General features: G+C 38.0%; 25 protein-coding genes. 11 read left to right on the top strand and 14 right to left on the bottom strand.

Annotation, left to right across the window (positions count from 1 at the left end):
* Positions 1 to 113: 113 nt before the first annotated feature.
* The 6 genes from AAC851_RS01410 to AAC851_RS01385 all read left to right on the top strand — a co-directional run bounded on the left by AAC851_RS01410 (position 114) and on the right by AAC851_RS01385 (position 4,659).
* A complete protein-coding gene (locus AAC851_RS01410) occupies positions 114 to 329 on the top strand; it encodes a hypothetical protein (protein WP_340600386.1) in 216 nt (71 codons plus the stop codon).
* A 113-nt stretch (positions 330 to 442) separates the two neighbouring features.
* The gene (locus AAC851_RS01405; RefSeq protein WP_340600385.1) at positions 443 to 2,044 is read left to right on the top strand and encodes a virulence factor TspB C-terminal domain-related protein; all 1,602 of its coding nucleotides are present in this window, start codon (positions 443 to 445) and stop codon (positions 2,042 to 2,044) included.
* Positions 2,045 to 2,047: 3 nt separating this feature from the next.
* Complete coding sequence (locus tag AAC851_RS01400; protein ID WP_340600384.1) at positions 2,048 to 2,338, top strand: DUF2523 family protein; 291 nt, start codon at positions 2,048 to 2,050, stop codon at positions 2,336 to 2,338.
* Positions 2,339 to 2,424: 86 nt separating this feature from the next.
* A complete protein-coding gene (locus AAC851_RS01395; RefSeq protein WP_340600383.1) occupies positions 2,425 to 3,828 on the top strand; it encodes a zonular occludens toxin domain-containing protein in 1,404 nt (467 codons plus the stop codon).
* Between the two features lie 20 nt (positions 3,829 to 3,848).
* Positions 3,849 to 4,106, top strand: coding sequence for a hypothetical protein (locus AAC851_RS01390; RefSeq protein WP_340600382.1), 258 nt, complete (start codon positions 3,849 to 3,851; stop codon positions 4,104 to 4,106).
* Positions 4,107 to 4,404: 298 nt separating this feature from the next.
* Positions 4,405 to 4,659: a hypothetical protein gene (locus tag AAC851_RS01385; RefSeq protein ID WP_340600381.1), complete on the top strand. Its 255-nt coding sequence runs from the start codon at positions 4,405 to 4,407 to the stop codon at positions 4,657 to 4,659.
* Positions 4,660 to 5,155: 496 nt separating this feature from the next.
* On the opposite strand, the gene AAC851_RS01380 is transcribed toward AAC851_RS01385, so the two are convergent.
* Both AAC851_RS01380 and AAC851_RS01375 read right to left on the bottom strand, forming a co-directional pair.
* On the bottom strand, positions 5,156 to 5,461 hold the full coding sequence (locus AAC851_RS01380) for a hypothetical protein (protein ID WP_340600380.1): 306 nt from the start codon (positions 5,459 to 5,461) through the stop codon (positions 5,156 to 5,158).
* A gap of 16 nt (positions 5,462 to 5,477) precedes the next feature.
* Positions 5,478 to 5,684, bottom strand: a complete 207-nt coding sequence (locus AAC851_RS01375; protein ID WP_340600379.1) for a hypothetical protein — start codon at positions 5,682 to 5,684, stop codon at positions 5,478 to 5,480.
* Positions 5,685 to 5,793: 109 nt separating this feature from the next.
* Here AAC851_RS01375 and AAC851_RS01370 point away from each other — a divergent pair, with 109 nt between their 5' ends.
* The 3 genes from AAC851_RS01370 to AAC851_RS01360 are packed head-to-tail and all read left to right on the top strand — an operon-like array spanning position 5,794 to position 6,517.
* Entirely contained in the window at positions 5,794 to 6,045 is a 252-nt protein-coding gene (locus AAC851_RS01370) for a hypothetical protein (protein ID WP_340600378.1), read from the top strand.
* On the top strand, positions 6,045 to 6,200 hold the full coding sequence (locus AAC851_RS01365) for a hypothetical protein (RefSeq protein WP_340600377.1): 156 nt from the start codon (positions 6,045 to 6,047) through the stop codon (positions 6,198 to 6,200). The genes AAC851_RS01370 and AAC851_RS01365 overlap by 1 nt, the downstream gene beginning before the upstream one ends.
* Positions 6,200 to 6,517, top strand: coding sequence for a hypothetical protein (locus tag AAC851_RS01360; RefSeq protein WP_340600376.1), 318 nt, complete (start codon positions 6,200 to 6,202; stop codon positions 6,515 to 6,517). The genes AAC851_RS01365 and AAC851_RS01360 overlap by 1 nt, the downstream gene beginning before the upstream one ends.
* A gap of 276 nt (positions 6,518 to 6,793) precedes the next feature.
* Here the strand turns inward: AAC851_RS01360 and AAC851_RS01355 are convergent, their stop codons facing one another.
* Complete coding sequence (locus AAC851_RS01355) at positions 6,794 to 7,825, bottom strand: AraC family transcriptional regulator (protein ID WP_167737295.1); 1,032 nt, start codon at positions 7,823 to 7,825, stop codon at positions 6,794 to 6,796.
* A gap of 131 nt (positions 7,826 to 7,956) precedes the next feature.
* On the opposite strand from AAC851_RS01355, the gene AAC851_RS01350 reads away from it, so the two are divergent.
* Complete coding sequence (locus AAC851_RS01350) at positions 7,957 to 8,658, top strand: NAD(P)H-dependent oxidoreductase (RefSeq protein ID WP_005090557.1); 702 nt, start codon at positions 7,957 to 7,959, stop codon at positions 8,656 to 8,658.
* A 72-nt stretch (positions 8,659 to 8,730) separates the two neighbouring features.
* On the opposite strand, the gene AAC851_RS01345 is transcribed toward AAC851_RS01350, so the two are convergent.
* Complete coding sequence (locus AAC851_RS01345; protein ID WP_340600375.1) at positions 8,731 to 9,480, bottom strand: TenA family transcriptional regulator; 750 nt, start codon at positions 9,478 to 9,480, stop codon at positions 8,731 to 8,733.
* Positions 9,481 to 9,826: 346 nt separating this feature from the next.
* Between AAC851_RS01345 and AAC851_RS01340 the strand changes: the two genes are divergently transcribed.
* Positions 9,827 to 11,056: a GGDEF domain-containing protein gene (locus AAC851_RS01340; RefSeq protein WP_075315578.1), complete on the top strand. Its 1,230-nt coding sequence runs from the start codon at positions 9,827 to 9,829 to the stop codon at positions 11,054 to 11,056.
* Positions 11,057 to 11,147: 91 nt separating this feature from the next.
* Here AAC851_RS01340 and aroC read toward each other — a convergent pair whose 3' ends face one another.
* The 10 genes from aroC to AAC851_RS01290 form a co-directional block, all read right to left on the bottom strand.
* Positions 11,148 to 12,239, bottom strand: a complete 1,092-nt coding sequence (aroC, locus tag AAC851_RS01335; RefSeq protein WP_005080790.1) for a chorismate synthase — start codon at positions 12,237 to 12,239, stop codon at positions 11,148 to 11,150.
* Between the two features lie 11 nt (positions 12,240 to 12,250).
* Positions 12,251 to 13,261: a 50S ribosomal protein L3 N(5)-glutamine methyltransferase gene (gene prmB, locus AAC851_RS01330; RefSeq protein ID WP_005090566.1), complete on the bottom strand. Its 1,011-nt coding sequence runs from the start codon at positions 13,259 to 13,261 to the stop codon at positions 12,251 to 12,253.
* Positions 13,262 to 13,423: 162 nt separating this feature from the next.
* Entirely contained in the window at positions 13,424 to 14,611 is a 1,188-nt protein-coding gene (locus tag AAC851_RS01325; protein WP_004639114.1) for a vWA domain-containing protein, read from the bottom strand.
* A gap of 12 nt (positions 14,612 to 14,623) precedes the next feature.
* Entirely contained in the window at positions 14,624 to 15,475 is an 852-nt protein-coding gene (locus tag AAC851_RS01320) for an AAA family ATPase (protein WP_004639112.1), read from the bottom strand.
* Positions 15,476 to 15,517: 42 nt separating this feature from the next.
* Positions 15,518 to 15,907: a hypothetical protein gene (locus AAC851_RS01315; RefSeq protein WP_340600374.1), complete on the bottom strand. Its 390-nt coding sequence runs from the start codon at positions 15,905 to 15,907 to the stop codon at positions 15,518 to 15,520.
* Positions 15,900 to 16,205 (bottom strand): YcgL domain-containing protein, encoded by a 306-nt coding sequence (locus AAC851_RS01310; protein ID WP_004639107.1) that lies wholly within the window; start codon positions 16,203 to 16,205, stop codon positions 15,900 to 15,902. The genes AAC851_RS01315 and AAC851_RS01310 overlap by 8 nt, the downstream gene beginning before the upstream one ends.
* Before the next feature lie 140 nt (positions 16,206 to 16,345).
* Positions 16,346 to 17,488, bottom strand: coding sequence for a ribonuclease D (locus tag AAC851_RS01305; RefSeq protein WP_340600373.1), 1,143 nt, complete (start codon positions 17,486 to 17,488; stop codon positions 16,346 to 16,348).
* A gap of 283 nt (positions 17,489 to 17,771) precedes the next feature.
* Positions 17,772 to 18,368 (bottom strand): recombination mediator RecR, encoded by a 597-nt coding sequence (recR, locus tag AAC851_RS01300; RefSeq protein WP_004639103.1) that lies wholly within the window; start codon positions 18,366 to 18,368, stop codon positions 17,772 to 17,774.
* A 102-nt stretch (positions 18,369 to 18,470) separates the two neighbouring features.
* Positions 18,471 to 18,800 (bottom strand): YbaB/EbfC family nucleoid-associated protein, encoded by a 330-nt coding sequence (locus AAC851_RS01295; protein WP_004662103.1) that lies wholly within the window; start codon positions 18,798 to 18,800, stop codon positions 18,471 to 18,473.
* A gap of 12 nt (positions 18,801 to 18,812) precedes the next feature.
* Positions 18,813 to 20,000, bottom strand: a complete 1,188-nt coding sequence (locus AAC851_RS01290; RefSeq protein WP_004639100.1) for an O-succinylhomoserine sulfhydrylase — start codon at positions 19,998 to 20,000, stop codon at positions 18,813 to 18,815.
* Between the last annotated feature and the right edge of the window lie 49 nt (positions 20,001 to 20,049).

The following is a 20,049-nucleotide window of genomic DNA, read 5'->3' as shown; positions in this document are numbered from 1 at the left end:
CTTTTAATCTTACTCCTGAAGCACGCGACGAGCTTTTGATTTTTGTAGTGAAAGTCTTTGCTGCTGTTTTTGTTGCAAAGAAAGTAATTTCCATTTTCAGATAGGAGGTAAATATGGGAATTAAAAAAAATGTAGTTGCAATGGCAATCCTTGCTATTGCAATGGTCGCTGCTTCTACTGGGGCATTTGCAATTGAAGCTGCTGATGTAACTGCTGCAACGGGTTCTTCAGGGGCGGATGATTCCATTTCTGCTGGTTGGAAATGGGTTCTAGGCATTGCTATTACATTGTTTGCTGGTCGTAAGATCATTGGCATGTTTGGCAAGTAATTAGGTTTAGCACTATGACTGATGACTCGCTTCTCCAATGGATAATCTTCATAGTGCTAGCTGTTGCTTTTTCACGTTTATTCAAATAGATCAAATATTTAAGGGGTTTTAAAATGAGATTTTTTAAATATTTGGTTTTTATATTTTTATCGTTTGTTTCTGTTGATATATTCGCTAATTATTCAGCAATTTATAATCAAAAAAAATATGTGGCATCTTCACCTGAAGCTATTTGTAAGTTAGTTGAACCTGTTTATTCTCGTCAAGATCGTTTACCGCTGAAATTTAATCCTGTTGTTTCTACGACATCCGCTGGTTATTGTTATGACACTTGGAATAATTCATTTACTGTTTTTATAGAACAAACAAAATGCCCTCCAGCTGATTACCCTTCATATCTCTTTATTAATGCTGGTGATCCAATACCTAAGCAACGATGTTCTCAAAATTCTGATGGTACGTTTTGTAAGCGGACAACTAAAGATAATCCGATGATTCTTAATCATGAGAATAATCGTCAATCTGTTTTAATGTTTAACGTATCAGAAACACCTTTGCAATCATGTACAAATCTTGATGATAATCAGTGTGATAAAACCGATCCATACGGTGCATGTTTTCAACCACCCGATGACGGCTGTACACGACAAAAAGATGGCTCAATTATTTGTCCTGATGACACACCACCGCCTCAACCTGACAATACTTGTAATGATGCTACATACTGCAAACGTCCACCTGAAGGTTGTGGCGAAGGATACGTTTCAGGATCGTTCAATGGTGAGCTTCTATGTGTAAAATCGGGACCGTCTAATCCGCCAAAGCCAGATGATCCTACTGATCCTGATAACTGCAAAAACGGTGGTTCATACTGTGAAGCACCACCTGATGATCAATCATGTCCTAATGGTTATTATGAAACCACATTTAATGGTTCAAAAATCTGTGTAAAAAACTCACCTGATCCAAATCAGCCTAATCCGAACGACCCGAATAATAATGATCCTAACGATCCAAATAATCCACCTGATCCCAACAATCCAAGTCAACCGGGAGAGGGTTTTGATGACTCAGGAATTATCAATGCAATCAAAGCATTAAGAGACTCATTGCTTGGTGCAATTGGCGGTGTGTCGGGTAAGCTTACAACACTGATTAATGGTCAAAAACAGACTAATGAGCATCTTGATGACATTAAAAAAGAGTCAATCAAGAGCAATGAGAAGCTCGATAAGGTCAATCAAAATCTAACAGATACAAATACCAAGTTAGATTCTGCTAATGATCATTTAAAGAATATTAGTGATTATTCACGTGCTGCATCTGAAGCTATTGGCGAAACAAATAAAAAACTGGATTCTGTAAAAGACTCACTGGATTCACAGACTAAGTGTGAAAACAAAGATTACAATCCGAATGATAAAAATTCACAAAAGTATGTCAATTGTACCGTCGATCAGCTCAATGATTTAACAGGTATAGGTAACTCTGAGTTACCAACACGTCAACTCGATGAGCGTTCATTCTTAACAAATTTGATTTTAGTCAATGCTGCTTATTGTCCACAGGACAAACAAATCAATTGGCAGACACCATTCGGTACGATCAATAGATCAGTGTCTTTCCAAGATGTATGTGAACAATCGGCTTGGTTTGGTTATATCGTCCTTGCGCTGGCATATTTATATGCAGCTCACATTGTTGTGAGGTCATGATATATGCCAGCTTTAGCACCAATACTGATGTGGTTTGCCAGCACACTTGTAGCAAGTATTATTCTTCGCTTATTTGTTGGTGCTGGTCTTTCAGTCGTTTCATTCATATTCATTAATGATCTTGTTTCACAGGCAAGGGATTCTATTCAAAATGCGTTCTATGGTTTACCTGCGGACGTGCTTTCATTTGTTCAATTATACAAAGTAGATCAAGCAATTTCCGTCATACTCTCGGCGCTGACAATTGCTGCATATATCAAGACAGCGAAGGTCTTTGTCGGGCGGAGCAGCTAGAGGCGCGGGGGTTGGTGGTATGAGCCTGCGATTGCTGCCACCCGCGCGCCTCTGATGATCTGTTGATTAAGACTGAGGGGGATTAAATGAGTATTGTTATTTCTGCGCCAATCCGTACAGGAAAAACCCTGTATTGCATGCAGATAATCGACAAAACCACAAAAGAGCATCCTAATAAGCTCATATATACCAATATTGTAGGGTGTACTTATCCAGGTGTGATTTTGATTCAGTCAACGACGCATAAGCCGTTCGATTGGCGTGACCTGCCTAATGGATCGTTGCTCATCTATGATGAAGCACATGAGCATCCAGCATTCTCAAAAGATGATTTGCTCAAGACATTTGAAATTGATGATTCTCAATGTATTAAAAACATTGCTGCGATCAATGCACGCGACGATCTCAAAGTTAAAGAAAAAGAGGAATTAGTACGTCAGGAACGTAAAAGACAAGAAATGAAGTTGATCAAAGCCAAAGAAGATATTTTGGATATTGGTCGCTCACTTACACTTCATGGCCACTTTGGTATTGAAATTATTTTTGTTACCCAAAAGCCATATAAATTGAATGATTCAGTAAAAGCATCAGTTAATGAACATTTGATCCTTAGGCGCTTGTTTAAGCTTAAATGGGCAACTATCTATACATTTGCTGAACTACAAGAACAATTCGGATTTGCAACGCGTAGAAACGCGCTAAGCTGGCGTTTTTGGAAGTATCCTGAGTATTTATATAAGTTTTATATTTCTGCTGAAGTACACGATCAAAACGCTAAAATCCCATATTCTTTGATTCTATGGTGCTTACTGCCAATTTTATTTTTTGGCTGGGCATTAAAGGATTCTTTAAATTCGCCATTGTTTCAGCAATTCTTTCCATGGGCATCTAAAAGTGAACAAGTCTCGACAAATAACAACGATAAAGCAGTTAATCCTGTCGCCTCTGATGATTCCAATCCTGATAATAATGCTATTTCCACTGGAAAATTGGATTGTAATGTTTATGAGAATCTACATTTACCTGAATGCCAATTAGTTCAGCGTGAGAGAAATGCAAAGTTACAAGGCGAAGTTGCTCAAGCAATTAATTACGATCCATCTGATCCATATCGCGATTTAGCTGCTAGTTTTAACTATCAAGCCACAACCAAGCCAGTATTCGCTGGTTGCGTTAAATTTGAGGGTAATTACTATGCATATACGCAACAAGGTACACGTCTGAATGTGTCACAAGATGACTGTAAGAAGTTGATTGAAAACGGTGATAGGCCATTCAATTACTTTGTAGATCAAAATAATAGAAATGGCTCAATGATCGCTGATAACAATAGGGGTTTTGTGTCAATGGGGCAGGATCAGCAACAAAAAATGACGCCTGATCAGTATGCAAGATACTTGCAATATCTTGCTGATACCAATACGGCAAATAATGTTGTTATAGAAACGCAAACGCTTAAATCTCAGGGTTTTGCTGCTAGTTCATTGTAATTTATAAGGTGGGACTATTTATGTCTGATAATAAGAAATTTATCCTGAAATTAGTTGTTTTTATTGCTGTACTCTTATTTGCAACTCCATTGATTTTAAAGCTTTTGGGGTTCATTAGAGATGCTGCTTTTTATTTATTTAATCTATATGTGAGTTATATAGATTTATACTTTAATGATGAAGTGTTTTCACTTAGCATCGCTGGTGGTGTTTTGATGATATTGGGTTTTTCTATAGCATCAATCATTGCTATAGTTCTTGATGTGTCTGAAGATTGAATTTAAACAGTCATTGGATCGGGACGTACTTATGAAATTTTCAAAAGATGAGGTTGAGACTATTTTTGGTTGCTTATGCGTTCTGGGCGATTAGATAGCGAAAACATAATACTTGATAAGATTTTTCAGTTTTATAGACCATGTCCGATTTGTGCTGGTTTCTTTGAAAAATCAGAAAATCATTATCATGACAACATTGATTGATTGGCATTTTATTACATCGCTCGATTATCCCGGAGAGATCTGCAGTGGAACAAAAATGTACTTAAGTTATTGATAGTTCGTTGGAGTAGAAGAAATGGATTGGCAAAATATGACACTACCTTTAAGTTTTTTTTGGGGGGGTGACATTTTGAAATTTACTCAAGATGGTCCGCATGCGATTAAGTCTGATTGCGGTTTTGCTAAGATAGAGTTCGCTATTGTTAATGGACAGATTGCTTATTTACTTTATCTCGATACCTTTGGTGATGGTTTTAGTTCTCATCATCATGCTCAATACAACGATCTTGATAAAGTTTTTGAATATATAAAGCTATACAAAATTATTTGATTTAGCACAGCTATGCTGTGCCATATATGCGCTCACAAAGCGCATATATCGATCTAAACAGAATCACTTTCCTAAATCCTAGAAAATACCGCACGTCTGTGCGGCTAAAGCTGGCTGTCTAGCCAGCGTTACAACGAAATTTGAGCATCTCGTTTTCTGATTACAAATAAAAAAGATTGGCTCTTGCATAGCATTAACAGAGCTTTCGGAGTATTCCGAAAGCGAACTGACATACAGAATTACAATGATAATATGCGGTTAAAGTAGGTGGGTAACACTGTTACTGGAGAATATAGGCTCTAATGATGGTGTCCTGATTTTGCATAATATTTGTTATGTTACATAGAGGACGTTTGACTGGGTTTGATTAAGTAGTACCAGCTATCTTAATTAAATTTAGTCAAACGCGGCACGCACAATTAGTAGTGAATAGCGTGCCGTTCTTTGAATCTTCTATTTAACATAATGGGATATTATGCGACTTCAGTGACGGTATTTATTCAACAGGGGATATTTCTATTTTTTCCTTGCCTGCTTTGGTCGTTTTTATAACTTTGCAAATTCTTCCTGAGCTTCGATTTGCTTCTAATATTTTTAATACCATTTCAGCATCAGGAATATCATCATAAATATATGAATCTTTGTTTGTTTTTATTGTTGGACTTTGCAATCTTGTATAGCCAATTTTTTGAGAATCTCTTTTTTTAGCATTAAACTTAAATTCAAAGTTTTGCACATATCCATTGGGTTCTCCATTGAATAGGAATTCCACCGCATATCCAAGTTGCTCAATTTTATCCATTATTTCTTTCTCCGCATTAGTCAGGTTTTTTTATTTCTTCAATATATTTTGTTACATCTTTAGCCTTCAATTCACCTAAGTGCTTGTAAACTAACGCATTAATTATATCGGCTTCTTCGATTCTTTCTTTTGTTTCAACTATGAAATCAATTGATTTCTTTTTAATGTCCTCAATGAATTCTCCGCGAACACGATAAGCTTTTGATAAGTCAGTTTTTTTCATAAAACACCATTACAGCATTACTTAGGATTCTGTTATTTTGTCACGAATTGATTTGTAACGTGTAATGCTGTAAAGTTTCTCCAATAAAATTACATGTAATGTGATTACAATGAATATAATTTTTAGTGATCGACAATCCTTTATTCAGGCAGCCTTTGATGAGGTGGCTCGCATCGTGTCAGAACATGGCAATGCATGTGTAGAAGCATGTGTTCCAGCTATTCCTACAGAACGTTGTTTAGAGCAGTTGGCTGTAGTTGCTTCTGACTGGTCGTATGACTACACCAAGATTGATGCGTATTTAGATACTTATAAAAAATTTAACGCTGAAATTTCAGAATATTTAGAGGGTGAGTGCTAATGGAAAAGCCAATTCATTGTGAAATCTGTGGTGTCTTAACAACAGATGAAACGCTTCATTATTACAGTAAAGGTCGTCGAGAGACTGCTATTCACATGCATTTATGTTCTGACTGCTGTGAACATGAATTTAATCGTCCAGATGAGGATGAGTAATGATTGCTAATGCCCACACTCAGAAATTAGTTGATTCACTTGAACAACGTATCTCTAAATTTGAGAGTAAAAAGCCAATTTCTCAGAAAGCACTTCAATCTGATTTGAACAAGATGCGTATCTTCATCAAGTCATACTTTGAATTAAATCTAATTACCCAAGAACAACAAAAATCATGGTCAGACAGAGTAGATGCTGCTCAAGTTCGCTATGAGGAAAAACCTGTTCAAAAAACAATCAAAAACAAAGAAAACACAAAGGAAAGCCTCACAAATTTAGCTCGAGCAACCCCCATTTATAATATGCGGTTAAAGTAGGTGGGTAACACTGTTACTGGAGAATATAGGCTCTAATGATGGTGTCCTGATTTTGCATAATATTTGTTATGTTACATAGAGGACGTTTGACTGGGTTTGATTAAGTAGTACCAGCTATCTTAATTAAATTTAGTCAAACGCGGCACGCACAATTAGTAGTGAATAGCGTGCCGTTCTTTGAATCTTCTATTTAACATAATATACATTATGCGCAATTTACCAACATAGGATATTGATATTTAACAATTTATCCATGAATAAAATTGCTAACATATACTACAAAACCACTGTTGTTTTGTGTCGTTCAACCTCTCTATAAAACTTGGGCGTAACGTTCGTCCATTTTTTAAATGCACGTGAAAAATGAGAAATATCTGCGTATCCTAATCGTTCTGCAATTTGTTCAATAGATAGATGTTGTTGTTTTAATAAAAATTCTGCTTGTTTTCTACGAACCTCAGCAACTAACAACTGAAATGAAGTTTGTTCTTTCGCGAGTTGGCGCTGTAATGTTCTCTCTGACAAATGTAATCTTTCAGCAACCTGTTTAAGCGATAGAAATCCAAGTGCTTCATCATATAGTTCTTCTTTCACATTTTTTGCCGCACTATCTACATTTTTCCTTTTTAAAAATAGCTTTTGAATATCCTGTTTACACTGCTGAATTGTTAATCGCGCAACCAATGCATCGGCTGTCTTTAATGGTAAAGATAATACATTTTGATTCAATATTAAGCAGTCATTTTTTGCGTTAAACTCACCATTTAACTGATTAATATTAAATATTTTTTTGTAGAAATCTGGCTTATCTTGCTGGAATTCAAAACGGATATCCAACCGCTGTTGAGCTAAGTTTTCTACAATCTGAGCAAAACCAAAAACCAAGAATATAATCGCATGTCTGTTAAACCTAAATTGTTGTAAAGGTTGATTAAAATACAAGTATGCTTTTCCATCATTCACCTGAAGTTTGGGCTTAAATACTGTACAATGCAATCCGATAAATTGCTCCAAAACTTTAATCGCGGAACCAAGATCTTCTGAAGCTGTTGCAGCGACTCCGATATGTCCATAACAAGAAATTTTCATTTCTTTTGCAAGATATACACTGATTGCTGGTTCATCAGTAATCTGTGCAGCTCGTTCTAACAAGTAGTTGAAAATATTAAAATCCACATACCAAAAAGGTGCATTGAGTTTATCAATTGAAATACCTGTTCCAGATAATAGTTGTTCGGGTGCAATGCCCCATTTTTTAAGTACATCAACTAATAAATTCACATAACTACCAGGAAGTTCAGGATTCATATTTTTAGATCCTATACAGCTAATATTTTGGCGTAAATTGGTAAAAATTGGCGGTTTATGAACTATGCCACGATTTATCATTAAGGCATAGTAAGTTCGTAAAAAATCCAAGGTTAAAGGTTTATTTTCCAATGAATGTACTAATTGTTCACGCGCATCCTGAAAAACGATCATTTACAACTGCTATGAAAACCACGATTCAACAGACTTTTGAACAACTTGGACATACAGTAGAAGTATCTGATTTGTATGAAATAAAATTTAATCCTGTTGCATCAGTTCATGATTTTAGTGATTTTGATGAAACTGAATATCTAAATTATGCCCTCGAGCAACGTAATGCATTAAAAAGCAATACACTTTCGCCTGATATTGCCGTTGAAATCGAAAAAGTTAAACGTGCTGATCTTGTGATTTTTACTTTTCCTTTATATTGGACATCTATACCGGCGATCCTCAAAGGTTGGATAGATCGAGTATTTGTCTCAGGACTATTTTATGGCGGTAAACGTTTTTATAATCATGGTGGTATGATTGGCAAAAAAGCAATGCTTTGTTTTAGTCTTGGTGGACGAGATCATATGTTTGGTGAGAACTCAATTCATGGTCCAATCGAACAATATTTATCTTCAATTCAACGTGGTTCTTTGGCTTATGTTGGTTTTGAAGTTATACCGCCATTTATTGCATATCATGTTCCATATATTAGCAATGAAAGCCGACAAGACATTTTAACCAACTTGGAACAATACCTTCAAAATCTGGATAATCTTAGCCCTCTAGAATTTCCTCATCTTGAAAATTTTGATGAAAAAATGAATCCTAAAACCTAACCAACAAATGTAAAAAAATTATAAAAAAACTGCGATCCGTCCCCAAGCTAGATCGCAGTTTTATTCTTTGTATTATCGATTCGCTTGCTGAATTTTGTAACACTCATCCAATGCAAGTTCATAATACGCTAAACCTTCTTGTGCAGCCAAAAATGCTTTTTTCTGCATCACAGGATCTTGATCACATAACCGTTTGATAAGTTCCATCGCTTCATACGGATGAAGATCATCATAATGCGCATGTGCTCTCAACCAAGCCAATGATCGTTTATTTATCGTTACTTCTGGATTTTCAGTATAACTTTGCACCCCCTTGTAAACTTGTATACTCCAGTCCCCTGTCGCCCACTCGATTGCAAGATTCGTGGCTGCGATACTCTCAGCTAAGCTACCTCGGTAATTCACATCCCATAAGAAATGATTAACTGCATTCATCGCTGCTGGGGGCCGAACATTATTTAGCATGTCGACCGTAAGTCCAAAACCACCTGCCCAATCCTGATACCAAGTAAGATGGCGCTCCTCAACTTTAATATTTTGAATCAGCCAATCTCGTGTTTCGGTTACACCAGATAAGGAAAACGCAGTAGCTTTGGCTAGTGTTCCAGCCATATAAGAAGGAAAATGAGCGACTAAAGGATAAAAATTCAATAAGGCTGAGCGAAAACACTCCAAGCTTAATGAACCACTTGCCATATCCAAGAATAAAGGGTGTTTGCTAACTCGTTCTTTTGCTGGCAAAAGTTCATCCCAGAACCGTTGTGACCACTCAGAATGAGCCGTAATTTCCAATTTTTTTTCGTATTGATTCATAGCAGTCATTGCGATGCATCCTATTTCGTATGACTTAATCCAATCATATTCCATGATTGCTGCTTTTTCTAGATTGTATCTTATTGCAGCAAATATACAATTACCATTCCTCGATTTGTACTACTGAGTTATTTATTGAATATCATCCTCATTTAATCCATATGTTATCAACAATAAAAGCGATATAAACCTTTAATCAGCATAAGTTTTGAACAACAAAAAGATGATTATCACAAAAAAGTGGGATTTTTTGATTATCTAATACACATTTTATTTAATTCAGTGTAACGTAGTAAAAAACAATTCCAATATTAGATGACTTACATAAAAACATTAGGGAGTGGTAAGCGATAAGATGAAGTTGAAAGCTTCCAATATATTGGGACAAGATCAAATCGACTTGCTAATTTCTCGTGGGCTAAATTTTGTTTGGTTTCCTAAAGAGTTAGAAGCGATCTACCGAGATCAGTATAGAAATGAGGCCGCACACGAATTCCGTTATCGTGCGCCAATCATCTTGGGCCTATATTTATTTCTGAGCTTTGGTATTTATCAAGTCCTACCACCAGATATGCGTCTTGAGTGGATTGCTTACTATGGCTGGGTTGGTATTATTATCCTTCTCGCATGGTTATTGTCTTTTGTTCCGATCATGAATCGGTGGTTCGATCATTACGTTTGTATAGGATCAATGGGTGCTGTAGCCATTACTTTCACCCTCATTAACGTTCTTGCACAAGGCCAACATAACATTTTATTCCATGCTGCAATGATGTATGCGGTTGTCATTATTTATGGCTTTGTTGGTATGCGTTTTTATACCGCAATGTTTGCAGGATGGATGGGAGGTTTAATTGGTATTGCAGCAAGCACCTGGTTAAGTGGTTCTATTGATTGGACTTTTTTACATAGAACATACACATTTAGTAGTTTTTTGGGGATGGCGTTAGCGTATGCGACGGATCGACAGCACCGCGAAAATTACTTGCAAAACTGCATGATCGAACTTAACCGATTAGAGCTCATGCGACAGGCACAACAACTCTCAATTCTTTCACAACAAGATGCTCTAACGGGTTTAGCGAATCGTCGTTATCTCGATGAAGTACTTGAAAATGAATGGAAACGAGCCATGCGCCATGAAATGCCCATCACGATTATGATGATTGATATTGATTTCTTTAAACTCTATAACGACACACTTGGTCATATTCAAGGTGATCAATGCTTAAGACGTATCGCTATTTTATTGGGGTCAATAACTTCACGCAGTGGTGATCTAGCAGCGCGTTATGGTGGGGAAGAATTCTTGTTACTATTTTCAATGACGGATCAAGATCAAGCACTCATCCAAGTTAAACGATTAATGGAGCTGGTGAGTAATATTGGCATCAATCATCCTAAAAGCCAAATTTCTAAACATGTAACGATAAGTGTTGGTGTTGCGACGATGGTACCAAGTTTAGGTGATAGTCTTTCAGAATTTATTTCTCGTGCCGACCATGCCCTTTATATTGCGAAAAGTAATGGTAGAAATCAATATCACATCGCCTCTTCTGAAAATATGATTTCTGAAGCTTTATAATATACAGAAGATTATTATTCAGTAAATTAATTGAATATTACATTAAATAAAAGTCACACTTATAATAAATTAAAAGTGTGACTAAATATGATTATGCTTCGATTGGTTTAAATGGAGGTACGACATCTGCATTTTGTGCACGATGTCTTAAAAAATGATCCATTAATACGATCGCCAACATCGCTTCTGCAATTGGTGTTGCACGTACGCCCACACAAGGGTCATGACGACCTTTAGTTAAGACATCGGTATTTTCACGGTTAATCGTAATTGTCTTACCTGGTGTTGTAATACTAGCTGTTGGTTTCAATGCAATTGCAACACGAATAGTTTGACCACTCGAAATCCCACCTAAAATTCCGCCAGCATGATTAGCAAGGAAACCATCTGTGGTGAGTTCATCACGAGTTTCATGACCAAATTGCCCCGCTACAGCAAAGCCATCACCGATCTCAACCCCTTTAACCGCGTTAATACTCATCATTGCATGTGCAATATCAGCATCTAAACGATCAAATACAGGTTCACCCCAACCAACAGGAACATTCTCGGCAATGATCTCTAGTTTTGCACCACAACTTGTTCCTTGTTCACGTAAAGACGTAACCAATTTTTCAAAACGTGGCACCGCATCAACATCACCACAGAAAAATGGATTGTTAGGTACTTCGTTCCAATCTAATTTCTCTGCAACTTCGTTACCAATTTGAGTGACATGTCCACGAATATCAATCCCAAATTTTTCAGCTAGATACTTTTTTGCAATCGCACCCGCTGCAACGCGCATCGCAGTTTCACGTGCACTTGAACGTCCGCCACCACGATAATCACGGAATCCGTACTTTTGTGTATAGGTATAATCAGCATGACCAGGACGGAAAGTTTGAGCAATATTGCCGTAGTCTTTAGATTTTTGATCTGTATTACGAATCAATAAACCAATCGAAGTTCCAGTTGTTTTCCCTTCGAAAACACCAGAAATAATCTCGACTTCATCTGGCTCTTTACGTTGAGTTGCAAATTTAGATGTACCAGGCTTGCGGCGATCCAAATCTTTCTGCAAATCAGCTTCACAAAGTTCAAGACCCGGCGGCACGCCATCAACAATTGCCATCAAACCGACGCCATGAGACTCTCCACATGTCGTGACTTGAAAAAGTTGACCAATACTATTCCCAGCCATGTTCTATCCCCTTAATTCTGAATGGATTGCTGAAATATTTCTTTATAACGACGGCATTGTTCAGCAGTCAAAGCAAAAATACCAGAACCACCTTTTTGGAAAGTTAGCCAGTGAAAGTCAACCGTATTGAAATTTTGACGCATCGCCCATTCTGAATTACCCACTTCGATAACGATCAGACCATCTTCAGTTAAATAATCTGCAGCTTGAGCCAACATTTTACGCACCAAGTCCAAACCATCTTGTCCTGCAGCAAGCGCAAGTTCTGGCTCATGTAAGAATTCTTCCGGTAAATCTGCCATATCTTCAGCATCTACATAAGGCGGATTACTTACGATCAAGTCATATTGATTTTCAGCAGGTATTTTTGCAAATAGATCAGATTCAAGTAGTGCAACTTGATACTGTTTATTGTGATGTTCTGTATTGATCGAAGCAACTTCTAACGCTTCTTTAGAAATATCTGTAGCATCAACTTCTGATTCTGGATATGCATACGCCAATGCAATTGCAATACAGCCTGAACCCGTGCACATATCCAAGATACGTTGTGGTGTTTTCGGTTTAGGGTTTTCTGGTAGGCTGTTTAACGCTTCAAGCATTTGACCATTTTCATCTAAACAATATGGTGCAAAACGCTGTTCAATTAACTCAGCAATCGGTGAACGTGGGATTAAGACACGTTCATCAACATAAAATGGTTTATTAAAGAAATATGCAAGATTTAATAAGTATGAAGTTGGGATACGCTCATTAATACGACGTTCTAATAAGCTTAGAAATTCTGCTTTTTCACTTGGTAATAGCTTCGCATCTAGGATTTCCGCATCAGCCTTCCACTCAAGAGAAAGTGTTTGCAAAACCAATGCCGAACTTTCAGCGAAATAATCTTCTGTGCCTTGACCTAAGTGCGCGTCGTATTGGCGAAGTGCTGTGACACCAAAACGGATAAAATCTCTTATGTTTACTAAGTTTTCAGCCGCTTCTTGTAAATGTTCAGGGCTGATCGTTGGTCGCTCCACTTAGGCGTCTCCAAAAGTGCTAATTGCAAAACGGTTTATTTTACCTGAGCCAAGAAAAGCAAAGCAACGCTTTAACCAGTTTCTAGCTATCTTGAAGCTTATTTAATAAGAAAAAACCGCTTCAGATCAAAGAAACGGTTTTATATCGGATTTATTTAAATTTTAACGAGACAAATAACGGGTCATATCCTCGATCCCTTTCAAGGTCATTGGATACATATGATCTTCAAATGTTTCTTTAATCCACTGAATAGTTTGGGTGTAATGCCAATAACCCTCCACTTCAGGGTTGAGCCAAGCCGTTTTATCAAAGTGCTGACGTAAACGTCTTAACCACACTTCCCCAGCCTCGTCATTCATATATTCAACTGAACCACCAGCAGACTTGAGTTCGTAAGGCGCCATACTAGCATCGCCTACAATGATAACCCGATAATCACGTCCATAAGTATGCAATAGATCCCATGTGTTCATACGTGTCGAGCTACGACGGTGATTGTCTTTCCAAACATAATCATAAAGACAATTATGGAAATAAAAATATTCTAAAGTCTTGAACTCAGATTTTGCAGCACTAAACAGTTTTTCACATTCAGCGATATAGGCATCCATAGAACCACCTACATCAAACAACATCAATACTTTGATTCGATTACGGCGTTCTGGAACAAGTTGCACATCCAAGATACCTTGTTTTGCAGTTTCACGAATCGTGCTATCAACATCTAGCTCTTCGGCAGCCCCTTGACGCGCGAATTTCCGCAAACGACGTAAGGCGATTTGCATCTGACGTGTTCCTAAAACCTGATCATCGTCAAGATTTTGGTATTTACGTTGTTCCCATACTTTTACCGCTGAGCGTTTACGACCCGGCCCACCGATACGGACACCTTCAGGATGATCACCAAAAGCACCAAAAGGTGAGGTTCCACCTGTACCAATCATCCGGTTGCCACCCTGATGTTTTTTATGTTGTTCGCGCAAACGCTCTTCCAACATTTTCATCAGTTCTTCCAGAGAACCTGCTTTTTGCAATTCAGCACGTTGCTCTGGGGTTAAATGCTTTTCTAGTAGCTCAAGATCAAACCAGTCTTTTGGCAATTTATGAACGTGTTTAAGTAGCTCATCTAAGTCAAAGGTTTCAATACCATCAAAATAATCTTTCATGGCACGATCAAACTTATCGAAGAAACGTTCATCTTTGACTAAAACCGTTTTAGCCAATTGATAAAACTCTTCTTGATCTGCAAAAACAAGACCTGAAGCCACCGCTTGATTCAGATCAATCAGTTCACGTGTCGTAACAGGTACGCCATATTTGCGTAAAGTGTAGAAAAGTCGTACAAACATATACGAGCACTCTTAACGACGTGACATAAAGGCTAAACGTTCTAGCAACTGTACATCTTGTTCATTCTTGATTAACGCACCATACAACGGTGGAATCGCTTTTGATTTATCATGATTACGTAACACATCTTCTGGCATATCATCTGCCATCAATAAGCTTAACCAATCGATTAATTCAGACGTTGAGGGTGGCTTTTTCAAACTTGGTACTTGACGTAATTTGAAGAAGATCTGTAAAGCCTCACTCACCAAAGTGTTCGAAATACTTGGGAAATGAACTGCAATGATGTCACGCATCGTTGCTTCATCAGGGAACTCAATGTAATGGAAGAAACAACGGCGCAAGAACGCATCTGGAAGTTCTTTTTCATTATTTGAAGTAATAATCACGATTGGACGCTGAGTTGCAGTAATCGTCTCACCTGTCTCATACACATAGAACGACATTTTGTCGAGCTCATGCAACAAGTCATTTGGAAATTCAATATCTGCTTTATCAATCTCATCAATTAATAATACACAGCGCTCATCGCTAGTAAATGCTTCCCACAATTTACCAGGCTTAATATAGTTTTTAATGTCATAGACACGGTCATCACCTAGCTGGCTATCACGTAAACGCGAAACAGCATCATATTCATACAAACCTTGCTGTGCTTTGGTTGTTGATTTGATATGCCAAGTGATCAGTTTTAACCCAAGACTTTCGGCAACCTGTTCAGCCAGTAACGTTTTACCTGTACCCGGCTCACCTTTAACCAATAATGGTTTTTGTAGAGCACGCGCCGCTTTTACAGCAAGCTTTAGGCTATCGGTTGCAATATATTGATCTGTACCAGTAAAGTGTTGATTATCAGCAGACATTTAAAAAACCTTATTTTTCTGTATCTAACTTTGTGTAAATATTTAAACTGAACGAGCAGCTTTTTTATTGGTGGTATATTTTGACCAGCAAAAACCAATCGATAAACCAATCCCTATGACAAAGAGGATCAAGGATAAATTGGCCCACACCAACACATGTTCTTTGGTTAATACACCAAAAATCAATCCAAAAATTGCAGGTGCGATTCCAGAATTCGGACCTTCAGAAATTGTTGGTGTTGCAAGGACTGCAAAAGCGATAATCCACAAGATGCCACCGATGGGACTCGGTAAACGCGTCATTAAACGATACCAACACCACAAGGCAATGATTGTTCCAGTAACATAGACTATGATCGCAACATTTTCCTCAGGAAACTGATCCAGTACTGAAAGAATATTTGCCCATACCGCTGTTAATGTCTCAAGCACCTCGTAAGCCCTCAGGTTCTACCGCATTCGGATTGATTAATCCTTCTGGTGGCATTTGAATAAAAAAGCCTTTGGTTTCTAACGAATCCATAACATGCATCACATTTACACGTGCAAGTTTACGCTCAGCATGAAGTTCTAAACGCATAACAAAAGTGGCTTTTCCAAATGCTTGTAAAACAGTTTCTGGAATACCGTCAAAAGGGTTCTCAGACTCATTATTCTCAGAAGAGTTCGGACGAGCAATATACATATACATTTCGTCTTTTTTGCTCGATCTATAAATATCGCAGTGCATGTTTACTCACAACTTTTGTCAATTTTAGTGACTATCAAGCCAATTAGACCTCAATAGACACTAAACAGGATACATGAAAAAAACCACAGGTACATTAAGGAATGTTAACGCTAGAGTCGTATTTTTTAGCAACCGTATTTTTACCGAGTGACTTTCATTTGCATTGCTAAATATTCACTATCTTGATGCAAAAGTGCGATCAGAGGCTTAGTTAAAAGCTCATAACGCCAGCCTAATAAATAATCTGGTAAAACTTGTTCGTCCAAACCAAATACGACATGCTCATAAATCGCATGAAGCCATTTCTTTCGTAACAACACCTCTTTAGGTATAGATGTTTGATTAACAATACCATCAATCAACTGATCAACTTTCGGGGCTAACTCTTTCGAATTATTCTTAATCGGACGTGCAATTCTAAGCGGCCACTCATCTTCTGGCGGCAAAAACCTCAAAAGTTCTAAAATCATTTTGCCGTGCTCACGCACAACATTAGGTCGAATATCTTTGACTTGAGCAAGTTGAAATGTATTGCGCGGATTTTTCTCTACCAAATCAATCATCGTTGCGTTTTTAAGAATAAAACTACGCGGTTGATTCATCGCTTTGGTAATTTGCTCACGCCAGATGCTTAATTGTTGTAATTGCATTAACTCACGGCGTGAATGGCGATAATTACCGATATCGGTATACAGCTCGGCGAGTGGAGTATCTGTTCCAATTTCTTTGGTTAAATTCTGACAGTCTTCCAACACATAGTGATATATCCCTTTGCTCTGCAAATCGCGTTTTAATGCTTCAGCAAGTCTAGGTAAATAAAGTACATCATTCGCAGCATAACTGATTTGTTGTGGTGTTAGCGGACGTGCCAACCAATCTGAGCGTGTTTGATCTTTCTCTATCTCAATATCTAAATAAGTCTTGAGAGCGTTTTGATAGCTAACCTGCAAACCATTCCCAAGAAAAGCCATCGCGACTTGTGTATCAAAAATATTATGCAATGGTTTTTGATCAGCATAATGATAAATTAAATCAATATCTTCACTACATGCATGAAAGATATTCTGCTGTGCATTGAACACTTTGTCCCAAAAATGTGTGAGATCTAATACCGTACCATCAAGCAATGCAACCTGACCGTCTAGATTAATTTGGCACACCCCGAGTTTTGGATATAAGGTATCAACCTTAATAAACTCAGTATCAAGTGCATAGGTGGAACAATGTTCCATTTTGTGGAGGAGAACAGCTAAATCTTCTTGCTGCTGGATAAACTGAAACATATTTGCTCAAATACAATAAAAAGAACCATTTGCAATCAAACTGCAAAAACACAGTGATTACTCAAACAAAATAAACGCAAAACTCAATCAGTATTCCACTTGCACATGAAATTACTCCTCTTCCCTATAATCAAAAAAACGAAAATCCTTTTCGCCTGCTAATAGTGCCATACATTGCGCTAAATAGATCTAGAATAATGTTAGACAAAATGTAAAAGTTAATTATTTGTTTAAATTAACAGCATGAATTTAAAATAAATATCCACAAATGATTATTTTACTGTTATTTCATCCGCATTCGATTATGTACAGCTTGACTTAAAGTATGGCTATCAACATATTCCAACTCACCGCCTTGTGGTACGCCCTGTGCAATGCGTGTCATATGAATCGGTAAATGCTTGGTTGCCTCTACCAAATAATGCGCTGTCGCTTGGCCTTCTACTGTTGCATTGGTTGCCAAAATCACCTCTTGGACCTTCCCTTCACTCAAACGCTGAATCAAATAGGGAATACCAATTTCTTCAGGGCCAATTCCGTCTAAAGGTGATAAGTGTCCACCCAAGACATGATATTTACCTCTAAAACTACCACTTTGTTCAATCGCCATCACATCTGCAGGCGATTCAACCACACAAAGTAACTGCTCATCACGCTCAGTCGATGCACAAATATCACAAATTTCATTTTCGGTTAGAGAATGACAAATATGACATTCATGAATATGACTAGAAGCCTCATGCAAAGCATGTGACAAAGCAAATGCTCCTTCACGGTTTTTCATCAATAAATGTAATGCCATACGCTGCGCAGACTTTGGACCAACACTCGGTAGGATACGCAATGCTTGAACTAATTGTTCAAATCTTTCACTAAACACAAATTAACTCTCAGAATCTCCGCCAATCCCTCTTTAATAAAGAAGGCAGCCCCTCCCCAAAATGCGATTAGAGTATCGCAAGAAAGGGAGGCTGGGAGGGATTTAAAATAAACCAGATAGACCTGGCGGTAAGCCCATACCAGAATTTGCACCTTGCAACTTCTCTTCAGAAATCGCTTCAGCTTGACGCGCCGCATCATTCATTGCCGCTGCAATTAGATCTTCAATCATATCGGCTTCATCTTGTAAAAGATCTGGACTAATCTCGATACGTTTCACCACATTACGACAAGTCATCGTTACTTTAACTAAACCACCACCCGCTTCAGCATGAACTTCGGTGTTCGCAAGCTCTTCTTTGGCTTTTTTAAGGTTCGATTCCATATCCTTTTGCATGCGTTGAGCTTGCTGCATGAGCATATTAATGTTCATAAGTTTCTCTCGTTAAATTAAATCTAAACCGCGTGATAAATCACGAATAATATCATTAATGTCCTCTAAACCGACAGACACACGAATTAAGCCTTCTTCAATTCCTGCGGCTTGTTTAGCTTCAGCTGACATTCTACCATGTGAGGTGGTTGCTGGATGGGTAATTGTTGACTTAACGTCACCCAAATTACTAGTAATGGATAAGAAACGGGTATTATCAATCACAGTCCAAGCAGCTTGACGCTCACCTTTCACTACAAACGATACCACGCCACCAAAACCTTTTTGCTGTTTCTTGGCAAGCTCATGGCCTGGATGATTTGGTAAACCAGCATAATAAACTTTTTCCACTTTATCATGCTGTTGTAACCACTCAGCCAATTTCTGCGCATTTTCACAATGGGCTTTCATTCGAATGCTCAGCGTTTCTAAACCTTTTAAGAAAATCCAAGCATTGAATGGACTCATTGAGTTACCTAGGGTACGAATAACCCCATTAATCTCTTCAAGCAGGTCATGCTTTCCAACTACTGCACCACCCAAAGCACGACCTTGACCATCGATATACTTCGTTGCTGAGTATAAAACTAAATCTGCACCAAACTTAATTGGTTGCTGTAATACTGGCGTACAGAAACAATTATCTACTGCAAACAAAGCACCATGTGCATGTGCAATATCCGCAATTGCCTGCATATCACCCACTTGCGCCAATGGATTTGATGGCGTTTCTATAAATAATAAACGCGTATTTGGACGAATCGCTTGTTTCCATCCCTCAAGATCGCCCAAATCAACAAAAGTCACTTCAACTGCGAATTTAGCAACGTATTTTTCAAACAAAGCGATGATTGAACCAAATACAGCGCGTGAGCAAATCACATGATCGCCTGCTTTCAGATACGCCATACAGATCGCATGCACTGCCGCCATACCTGAACTGGTCGCTACAGCACGTTCTGCGCCATCAAGCACCGCTAAACGCTTCTCAAATGCCTGTACAGTCGGATTGGTATACCGTGAATATGTATTCCCCGCGATTTGCCCAGAAAACTTGGCAGCAGCATCGGCAGCACTCTCACAGACAAACGATGACGTTAAAAAGATAGGTTCACTGTGTTCACCTTCAAAGGTACGATCATGCCCAGTACGAATGGCCAGTGTTTCAAGTTGGTATTCTAAATCATCGCTTGGATTCATCGTTTTGTATGCCTTATGATCAATGGTCTCAATCTTCCTTTATAAAAAG

Origin of the sequence: Acinetobacter sp. HZNU-JH01 (genome assembly GCF_037996845.1) — a bacterium.
Lineage (GTDB): Bacteria > Pseudomonadota > Gammaproteobacteria > Pseudomonadales > Moraxellaceae > Acinetobacter > Acinetobacter haemolyticus.
Note: the sequence above shows the minus strand (reverse complement) of the source record. Positions and strands in the feature narration are given on the sequence as shown.

Bases quoted from the DNA above. Each gene is read 5' to 3' on its own strand.
- AAC851_RS01355 (WP_167737295.1), bottom strand. From the start codon at position 7,825: ATGAATCCTGAACTTCCTGGTAGTTATGTGAATTTATTAGTTGATGTA.
- AAC851_RS01345 (WP_340600375.1), bottom strand. From the start codon at position 9,480: ATGACTGCTATGAATCAATACGAAAAAAAATTGGAAATTACGGCTCAT.
- AAC851_RS01405 (WP_340600385.1), top strand. From the start codon at position 443: ATGAGATTTTTTAAATATTTGGTTTTTATATTTTTATCGTTTGTTTCT.
- AAC851_RS01310 (WP_004639107.1), bottom strand. From the start codon at position 16,205: ATGCACTGCGATATTTATAGATCGAGCAAAAAAGACGAAATGTATATG.
- AAC851_RS01290 (WP_004639100.1), bottom strand. From the start codon at position 20,000: ATGAATCCAAGCGATGATTTAGAATACCAACTTGAAACACTGGCCATT.
- AAC851_RS01365 (WP_340600377.1), top strand. From the start codon at position 6,045: ATGGAAAAGCCAATTCATTGTGAAATCTGTGGTGTCTTAACAACAGAT.
- AAC851_RS01390 (WP_340600382.1), top strand. From the start codon at position 3,849: ATGTCTGATAATAAGAAATTTATCCTGAAATTAGTTGTTTTTATTGCT.
- AAC851_RS01395 (WP_340600383.1), top strand. From the start codon at position 2,425: ATGAGTATTGTTATTTCTGCGCCAATCCGTACAGGAAAAACCCTGTAT.
- AAC851_RS01360 (WP_340600376.1), top strand. From the start codon at position 6,200: ATGATTGCTAATGCCCACACTCAGAAATTAGTTGATTCACTTGAACAA.
- AAC851_RS01410 (WP_340600386.1), top strand. From the start codon at position 114: ATGGGAATTAAAAAAAATGTAGTTGCAATGGCAATCCTTGCTATTGCA.
- AAC851_RS01400 (WP_340600384.1), top strand. From the start codon at position 2,048: ATGCCAGCTTTAGCACCAATACTGATGTGGTTTGCCAGCACACTTGTA.
- AAC851_RS01325 (WP_004639114.1), bottom strand. From the start codon at position 14,611: ATGTTTGTACGACTTTTCTACACTTTACGCAAATATGGCGTACCTGTT.
- AAC851_RS01320 (WP_004639112.1), bottom strand. From the start codon at position 15,475: ATGTCTGCTGATAATCAACACTTTACTGGTACAGATCAATATATTGCA.
- AAC851_RS01375 (WP_340600379.1), bottom strand. From the start codon at position 5,684: ATGAAAAAAACTGACTTATCAAAAGCTTATCGTGTTCGCGGAGAATTC.
- AAC851_RS01340 (WP_075315578.1), top strand. From the start codon at position 9,827: ATGAAGTTGAAAGCTTCCAATATATTGGGACAAGATCAAATCGACTTG.
- AAC851_RS01385 (WP_340600381.1), top strand. From the start codon at position 4,405: ATGGATTGGCAAAATATGACACTACCTTTAAGTTTTTTTTGGGGGGGT.
- AAC851_RS01370 (WP_340600378.1), top strand. From the start codon at position 5,794: ATGAATATAATTTTTAGTGATCGACAATCCTTTATTCAGGCAGCCTTT.
- aroC (WP_005080790.1), bottom strand. From the start codon at position 12,239: ATGGCTGGGAATAGTATTGGTCAACTTTTTCAAGTCACGACATGTGGA.
- AAC851_RS01380 (WP_340600380.1), bottom strand. From the start codon at position 5,461: ATGGATAAAATTGAGCAACTTGGATATGCGGTGGAATTCCTATTCAAT.
- AAC851_RS01305 (WP_340600373.1), bottom strand. From the start codon at position 17,488: ATGTTTCAGTTTATCCAGCAGCAAGAAGATTTAGCTGTTCTCCTCCAC.
- AAC851_RS01350 (WP_005090557.1), top strand. From the start codon at position 7,957: ATGAATGTACTAATTGTTCACGCGCATCCTGAAAAACGATCATTTACA.
- AAC851_RS01295 (WP_004662103.1), bottom strand. From the start codon at position 18,800: ATGAACATTAATATGCTCATGCAGCAAGCTCAACGCATGCAAAAGGAT.